The organism is Nocardia sp. NPDC005978 (assembly GCF_040614455.1).
Taxonomy (GTDB): Bacteria; Actinomycetota; Actinomycetes; order Mycobacteriales; family Mycobacteriaceae; genus Nocardia.
This window is the reverse complement of the sequence record NZ_JBEXUS010000192.1, coordinates 1-7,435: the sequence shown is the minus strand read 5'-3', so window position 1 is coordinate 7,435 and position 7,435 is coordinate 1. Positions and strand designations below refer to the sequence as shown.

The 7,435-nt window shown below is 70.6% G+C and carries 6 protein-coding genes; 1 reads left to right on the top strand and 5 read right to left on the bottom strand.

The features are described 5' to 3' along the window. Positions 1 to 777: 777 nt before the first annotated feature. The 5 genes from ABZ319_RS39395 to ABZ319_RS39375 form a co-directional block, all read right to left on the bottom strand. Positions 778 to 2,340: a bifunctional uroporphyrinogen-III C-methyltransferase/uroporphyrinogen-III synthase gene (locus ABZ319_RS39395; RefSeq protein ID WP_354991696.1), complete on the bottom strand. Its 1,563-nt coding sequence runs from the start codon at positions 2,338 to 2,340 to the stop codon at positions 778 to 780. Then, positions 2,337 to 3,386: a hydroxymethylbilane synthase gene (gene hemC, locus ABZ319_RS39390; protein WP_354991698.1), complete on the bottom strand. Its 1,050-nt coding sequence runs from the start codon at positions 3,384 to 3,386 to the stop codon at positions 2,337 to 2,339. Before hemC ends, ABZ319_RS39395 begins: the two co-directional genes overlap by 4 nt. 8 nt (positions 3,387 to 3,394) lie before the next feature. Continuing rightward, positions 3,395 to 4,780, bottom strand: a complete 1,386-nt coding sequence (locus tag ABZ319_RS39385) for a glutamyl-tRNA reductase (protein ID WP_354991695.1) — start codon at positions 4,778 to 4,780, stop codon at positions 3,395 to 3,397. Next, entirely contained in the window at positions 4,777 to 5,592 is an 816-nt protein-coding gene (locus ABZ319_RS39380) for a redox-sensing transcriptional repressor Rex (RefSeq protein WP_354991694.1), read from the bottom strand. Before ABZ319_RS39380 ends, ABZ319_RS39385 begins: the two co-directional genes overlap by 4 nt. Before the next feature lie 353 nt (positions 5,593 to 5,945). Beyond that, a complete protein-coding gene (locus tag ABZ319_RS39375; RefSeq protein ID WP_354991693.1) occupies positions 5,946 to 6,206 on the bottom strand; it encodes a glutaredoxin family protein in 261 nt (86 codons plus the stop codon). Between the two features lie 248 nt (positions 6,207 to 6,454). On the opposite strand from ABZ319_RS39375, the gene ABZ319_RS39370 reads away from it, so the two are divergent. Next, complete coding sequence (locus tag ABZ319_RS39370) at positions 6,455 to 7,390, top strand: HAD-IB family hydrolase (protein ID WP_354991697.1); 936 nt, start codon at positions 6,455 to 6,457, stop codon at positions 7,388 to 7,390. The last annotated feature ends 45 nt before the right edge of the window (positions 7,391 to 7,435 follow it).

Below are 7,435 nucleotides of genomic sequence, written 5' to 3'. Positions count from 1 at the left end.
GGCGCCGGAGGGGCGGCGTCCGGACCCGCACAACCCACCCGAAACCGACACCGCGGCAAACATATTCACTACTATTCGCCTCACCCCGCAACCGCGCGCCGACAGCCGCCGACGCGCGCCCGCGAATCCAACTCCGACGCCAGAAAGTGAACCGCCGCAACAACCATGGGCACGCACCCCCGCCGCTCCGCCGCCCTCGGCCGGAGCCCGCACAGCCGCTCGACTGTGCTCGGCGGATCGGCGGCGCCCACCAGCGCGCGGCAGGCTTCGAACGATGCCGCCCCAACGCCGAGCGAAAGCACGGCATCGATCCGTGCGCTGCCCGCGATCACGTCGCGCCGGCCGCACCTCGTCACCGGTCCGCGTCCGCCGCGCAGAGTGCGGCTGTGGGCCGAGGGGAACACCGCTCACGTCGTGATCCACGCGACCTGCGCACCCGCCCTACTCGCGACGCGCGACTCCACCGCCGCACCCGGCAGGACCGCGGAACCCGTCGAACCGCCCCGGCCAGGTCACGCGACCGCGCCGACCACGAACCGGACGGTGGGCGTGCGCATCTCGATCCGCGAGCCGCACGCCACCACACCGCTCCGATCGGACGACCCGGTCGATATCGCACGGCCGGAGCTCGGCGTACGGTCACGAGCGCACACGGCCGCGTCGGCGCCGCCGACAACCGGGCGGCTTCCCGCGGCGTGCCGCACCGTTCCCCGAAACGGCAACGGGCCCCGCATCATCGGATGCGGGGCCCGGAAGCCGGAGAGTACTGCCGACGACCTAGCGGCTGCGGCGGCTCTTCTTGCGCGGCGGGGGCAGCAGGCCCTCGGCGCGCAGGTGGGCGGCGTGCTCGGCGAGGGACTCGACGAGCGGGCCGACCTGGGCGATCTCGGGCTGCACGTCCACGCGCAGGCCGAACTCGATCGCCGTCTCGGCGGTCTTGGGGCCGATGCACGCGACGATGGTGCGCGCGTGCGGCTTACCGGCGATGCCGACCAGGTTCCGGACGGTGGAGGACGAGGTGAACAGCACCGCGTCGAAACCGCCGGTCTTGATCATCTCGCGGGTCTCCGCGGGCGGCGGGGACGCACGGACGGTGCGGTACGCGGTGACGTCGTCGATCTCCCAGCCGCGGTCGCGCAGCCCCTCGGCGAGGGTCTCGGTGGCGATGTCGGCGCGCGGCAGCAGCACCCGGTTCACCGGGTCGAAAACGTCGTCGTAGGGCGGGAAATCGGCCAGCAGGCCCTCCGAGGACTGCTCCCCGGACGGGATCAGTTCGGGATTGATGCCGAAGGACCGCACCTTCTCCGCGGTCGCCTCACCGACGCAGGCGATCTTCACGCCGGAGAACGCGCGGGCGTCGAGCCCGAACTCGCCGAACTTCTCCCACACCGCGCGAACGGCATTGGTGGAGGTGAACACGACCCACTGGTAGCGCCCGTCGACCAGGCCCTTCACCGCGCGCTCCATCTGCGCGGGGCTGCGCGGCGGCTCGACGGCGATGGTCGGAACCTCCATCGGAATGGCGCCGTGCATGACGAGCTTCTCGCTCATCTCACCGGCCTGCTCCTTGGTGCGCGGCACCAGCACGGTCCAGCCGTAGAGTGCCCGCGACTCCCACCACGAGGTCTTGGAACGCTTCTCGACCTCTTTGCCGACCGTGACGATCAGCGGCCCGACCAGCTCGGACGCCGCGTTGTTCAGCGTCGCCAGCGTGGTGTCGATGGTGCGCTGCTGGCGCGTGGTGCCGCGCACGGTCACCGCGACCGGGGTCTGCGGCGCCATGCCGTGCTCGACCAGCGCGCTGGCGGTCTCGGCCAGATGCCCGGAGGTGGCGTGCAGCACCAGCGGGCCGGGCGCGGCCGCGACGGCCGCCCAGTCCACCTCGCCGCGCACGTCGACCTCGGTGTGGCTCGAACCCAGTTCGATACCCGCGTAGGCCGGCACGGTGGTGCCCGCGGACAGGCCCGGCAGCACCTCGAACATCATGTGCGAGCGGGTGACCGCGTTGACTTCCTGGATCACCGAATCGGTGGTCAGCGGGTCGCCGGACACCAGCCGGACCACGTCGAACCCGTTGCGGGCCTCGGTGATCAGGGTCTTGGCGACCTCGGCGGCATCGCCCAGCGCCGGGCGCACGTCGACCGGGCGCTCACCGTCGGCGGCGGGCTCGACCGCGGCGCCGATCAGGGCGAGCACGCCCTTGTCGACATCGGGATCGGTGAAGGCCAGCGTGGCCCGGGTGAGCACCTCGCGGGCGCGCACCGTGAGCAGCGCCGGATCGCCGGGCCCGGATCCTACGAAGAGGATCCGCCCGGGATGCTTCTTGGTGGCTCGACTCATCGAATGTTCTCCATTGGGCTGGGAGTGGTGCTGCTGTCGTTGGATTCCTCGGCCGCCGGGTTGCCATCCCCGGGGTCACTGAGCAGGTCGCGCGCCCCCAGCTCCAAGAGCTCACGCGCCAGTGCCCGGCCCAGTTCCGCGGCGTCCGCGGGTGAGCCGACCACTGAGGCCCGGATGGTGTCCGAGCCGTCGATCGCCGCCACACAACCCCGCAGCGACAGTTCGTCGAAGATCCGGCCGTCGTCGTCGATCGATTCGACGACCTCGGCCAGCGCGCCGATCGGCGCCGTGCAACCGGCTTCCAGTTCGGCCAGCAGCTCGCGCTCGGCGGTGATGGCGGCACGGGTGCCGGCATCGTCGAGCGCGGACAGGATGGTCACGAGTTCGGTGTCCTCGCTGCGGCATTCGACCGCGAGCGCACCCTGCGCGGGAGCGGGCAGCATCTGCACCGGCTCCAGCGATTCGGTGATGACGTCCAGGCGGTCGATGCGGGCCAGCCCGGCCCGCGCCACCACGACGGCATCGAGTTCACCGTTGGCCACCTTGGAGATGCGGGTGTCGAGATTGCCGCGCAGCGGCACGATCACGACGCCCAGCCCCAGGGCCTTGAGCTGTGCGGACCGCCGCGGCGCGGAGGTGCCGATGACCGAGCCCGGCGGCAGTTCGCCCAGCACGAGACCGTCGCGCGCCACCAGGGCGTCGCGCGGATCCTGGCGGGGCGGGACCGCGGCGATGTTGAAGCGCGGGTCCTGCGCGGTGGGCAGATCCTTGTACGAGTGCACGGCGATGTCGACCGTGCCCGCGCCCAGTTCGTCGCGCAGCGCGGCCGTGAACACGCCGACGCCGATCTCCTGCACGGGTGCGGCGGACTGATCACCGGCGGTCTTCACGATCACCAGTTCGGCCTGCTGCCCGGCGGCGATCAGGGCGTCGCGCACATGCCCGGCCTGGGTCAGGGCCAGCAGGCTGCCGCGGGTACCGATCCGCCACGGGGCGTCGATTGTTCCACGCAATGTCTCGAGCCCTGTCTGTGTTTCCTGCACCATCGCTCCGGTCATGCGGTCAGCCCCTGTTCGTCCCCCGAGTGGGCGGCGGTGAAATCGTCGGCAAGCTCGCCGCGCGCGGCGATTTCCATCGGCGCCGCAACCGCCTGCGCCGCACCGGGTTTGAGCTCGAACAGCTCACGCAGCGCCTCGGCGTAGCTGTCGCCGCCCGGCGTGGAAGCCAGTTGCTTGACCCGCACCGTCGGCGCGTGCAGCAGTTTGTCGACGACCCGGCGCACGGTGCGCGCGACCTCTTCGCGGTGCGCGGCGTCCAGCCCGGGTAGTCGGGAGTCCAGGCGTAGCATTTCGGCCTCGACGACGTCGGCGGCCATCTGCCGCAGCGCCGCCACCGTCGGCGTCACCTCGGCCATGCGCTGTCCCGCAAGGTATTTGGCGAGTTCATCGGCCACGATGCCGCGCGCGGCGGCGGTGTCGTCGGCGGCAGCGCCGGCCGACGGATCGCGCTGCAGCGTCTCCATGTCGATGACGGTCACCCCGGGCAGCCCGGCGACCGCGTGCTCCACGTCGCGGGGCAGACCCAGGTCACAGATGACCAGCTGGTCGCTCGCGCGGCCGGCCGAGAGCGCCCGATGCACATCGGCGATGCTCACCACGGTGCCGACCGCGCCGGTACAGGTGACGACCACCTCGGCCGCGGCCATCGCCTCGGCCAGGCTGTCCATCTCCATCGCCTCGGCGGCGACGCCGTGCATGGTGGTGGCCGTATTGGCAAGGCGCTCAGCGCGTTCGAGGGTGCGGTTCACCACGATGATCCGCTCGACCCCGGCCCGCGCCAGCTGCGCCACCGCGAGCCCGCCCATGGCGCCCGCGCCCAGCACCAGCGCCGTGCGCCCGGCGAGGGGCCCAAGCACCAGGCGTGCCCGATCCAGCGCCACCGACACCACCGAGGCGCCCGCGCGATCGATCCCGGTCTCCGAATGCACCCGCTTGCCCACGCGCAGCGAATGCTGCGCCAGCTCGTGCAGGGTGCGCCCGGAGGCCTGCTGCGCGTCGGAGGCGGCGTAGGCGGCGCGGATCTGGCTCAGGATCTGCTGCTCGCCGATCACCATCGAGTCCAAGCCGCTGGCGACCGCGAACAGATGCTCCGCGGCTGCCTCGGCGTAGCGCACGTACGCGTGCTTGGTCAGTTCCGGCAGCGGCAGTCCCGAATGCCGGGTGAGCAGTTCGCTGACTTCGCCCAGCGCCGGGTGGAACGCGTCGACCACCGCGTAGATCTCCACCCGGTTGCAGGTGGACACGATCATGGCCTCGGAGACGTGGCTCGAGGCCAGCATCTTGTCGGTCAGCTTGGGCCGGTCGTGCTCGGTGATCGCGACCTTCTCGAGCACCGCCACCGGCGCGCTTCGATGCGAGATCCCGACGAGAAGCACACTCATGGCTGGACCACCGCTCCCTTGCTGGTTGTCTCCGTGCCGCCCGACGGGCGCGCTGCCGACGCGTGAGAAGTCTGAATCGGCGTGTAGATCACGCCCACGGCGTCGCCCGCGGCCACGCCCACCGTCTCCCCGGCGGCCTCGGCATTGCGCGCCAGCTCGAAGGACAGCAATTGCATCTCCACCGCGAGATCGACCCGGCGCACCTCGACGTGCGCGGGCGCGTCCAGCGCGACCGGGGAGAAGCTGAGAATGCAGAGCACACCGGCCGCGACCAGCCGGTCGCAGACGCCCTGCGCGGCCGAATCCGGGGTGGTGATGACCGCGATCGTCGGGGCGAGCAGCCGCACCGCATCGGTCAATCCGGCCACATCACGCACGCTCAGGCCGCAGACCTGGGTGCCGATCAGGGCCGGATCGTTGTCGAAGATCCCGACCATGGCGAACCCGCGGCGGCGGAACCCGCCGTAACCGACCAGCGCCCGGCCCAGATTGCCCGCTCCGACCAGCACCACCCGGTGCCCTTCGGACAGGCCGAGCACGTCTTCGACCCGATCCCGGAGCTTGACGACGTCGTAGCCGACGCCGCGCACGCCGTTGGGTCCGAGGAAGGAAAGATCCTTGCGCAACTTCGCCGAACCGACACCCGCCGCGACAGCCAGTTCCTCACTAGATACGATGGCTACACCGTCGTCGGCGAGTACGGCGAGGACCCGGAGATAGGTGGCCAGTCGGGCCACCGTGGCCTGCGGGATGTCCTTCTGCAGAGCCCTGCCGGAGACGCCACTCTGCGGCGTCTCATGCTGCTCTGTCACGTCGCTTGCGCTCCTCGTCCGGCCGGGGATTGGGTGTCCGGCGTTCTTTTGTCACCCGACGCCGGTGACCGTCGCAGGGCGGTCTATGGTCGGGGGTTCGGGGTCGCTTCCACTGCCTTCGAAGGCAGGTTGCGTGCCACCACCGTAACCGCTTGTGAAGCCCTGCACAAAGTCGGTGAATTCAGTCACTTTGCGGCGGGCCGCTGCCCCGGGATTCATTCAACCCCCCTCGACCCGAACCCGCTACGCAACGCGCCGGAAATCGCCCGCCCGGACACGCCGTAGGGGGTTGTTCGGGGGCATACGCGGCATTCCGCCGCCCGTACGGGCGGCGGCCGGCGAACCTCCCGGTTTCAGCGACTCAGATCCGCGCGCAAACGCGCCTCGTCGACGTCGAAATAACTGTGCTCACGACCGTCGAGCAGCACCACCGGAAGCCGGTCGCCGTACTCCGCGCGCAACCCCGGATCGTGCGCGGCGGCCTCGTCCACATCGACGATCGCGACCTCGATTCCGAACTCGGCGCAGACGGGTCGCAATTGTTCCAGCGCCACCGTGCAGAGGCCGCAACCATTGCGGGTCAGCAGGGTGACCGTACGTGTGGGATCGCTCATAACTCCATTCAACTACCCGTTATGTCGTTCAGCGTCTACGTCCCGGTCACCGGTGAGCGTTACTGTGGACTGTGCCGGTTCATGCGCGACCCGTATTGGTCTCGGGCTCCCTGGTGTACCGGCCAAAAACACAGGCGGAGGTACTGGTGCCGGAACGATCGAAAGAGGCCGGAACGGGTTCGAAGGACTCGCGGCCGGGATTGATCGCGGGGCGATTCGGGGAGTTCCCGGCCCGCTGGGGACAGGGTCTGCAGGACCAGTTCACCCGGATCGCACGCAGTCCGTTCGGTCCGAGCGAGGAAGAGGTCAGAGCGAACCTGGCCGGCGAGGCGAGCGCCGACGCGGCCATCGCGCTGCACGACGCCGAACTCGCGCTGCACGACGAGCCGCTGCGCGCGGTTCCCCGTGACCTGACCGCGGCCGCGTTCTTCGACGTCGACAACACCATGGTGCAGGGCGCGTCCATCGTGCACTTCGCCCGCGGACTGGCCGCCCGCAAATACTTCAAGACCTCGGACCTGGTCGACATGGCCTGGAAGCAGGTCAAATTCCGGGTCACCGGCAAGGAGAACATCGCCGACGTGGCCAGCGGCAAGGAGCGCGCGCTCGAGTTCATCGCCGGTCGCCCCACCGCCGAACTCGCCGCCCTGGGCGAGGAGATCTACGACGAGATCATCGCCGACAAGATCTGGCCCGGCACCCGCGCGCTCGCGCAGATGCACCTCGACGCCGGGCAGCAGGTCTGGCTGGTGACGGCGACCCCGGTCGAATTGGCGCAGGTCATCGCCAAGCGCCTGGGCCTGACCGGCGCGCTGGGCACCGTCGCCGAATCCGAGGACGGGGTGTTCACCGGCCGCCTGGTCGGCGACATCCTGCACGGGCTCGGCAAGGCGCACGCGGTGCGCACCCTGGCGATTCGCGAGGGCCTGAACCTCAAGCGCTGCGCCGCGTACTCCGACAGCCACAACGACGTGCCCATGCTCTCGCTGGTGGGCACCGCCGTGGCCATCAATCCGGACGCGGACCTGCGCGAGGTCGCCAAGAACCGGGGCTGGGAGATCCGCGACTTCCGCACCGGCCGCAAGGCCGCCAAGGTGGGCGTGCCCACGGCGCTCGCGCTCGGCGCGGCGGGCGGCGCGGCCGCGGCGGTGCTGAGCCGCAAGCGCGAAGCCCGCGTCGGCTGAGTTCTTCGAACGAGACACGGTGTGGCCCGGTCCGATTCGGACCGG

What these genes read in the sequence shown, in the direction of transcription:
- hemC (WP_354991698.1), bottom strand. Translation starts at nt 3,386, where the DNA reads ATGGTGCAGGAAACACAGACAGGGCTCGAGACATTGCGTGGAACAATC.
- ABZ319_RS39385 (WP_354991695.1), bottom strand. Translation starts at nt 4,780, where the DNA reads ATGAGTGTGCTTCTCGTCGGGATCTCGCATCGAAGCGCGCCGGTGGCG.
- ABZ319_RS39375 (WP_354991693.1), bottom strand. Translation starts at nt 6,206, where the DNA reads ATGAGCGATCCCACACGTACGGTCACCCTGCTGACCCGCAATGGTTGC.
- ABZ319_RS39395 (WP_354991696.1), bottom strand. Translation starts at nt 2,340, where the DNA reads ATGAGTCGAGCCACCAAGAAGCATCCCGGGCGGATCCTCTTCGTAGGA.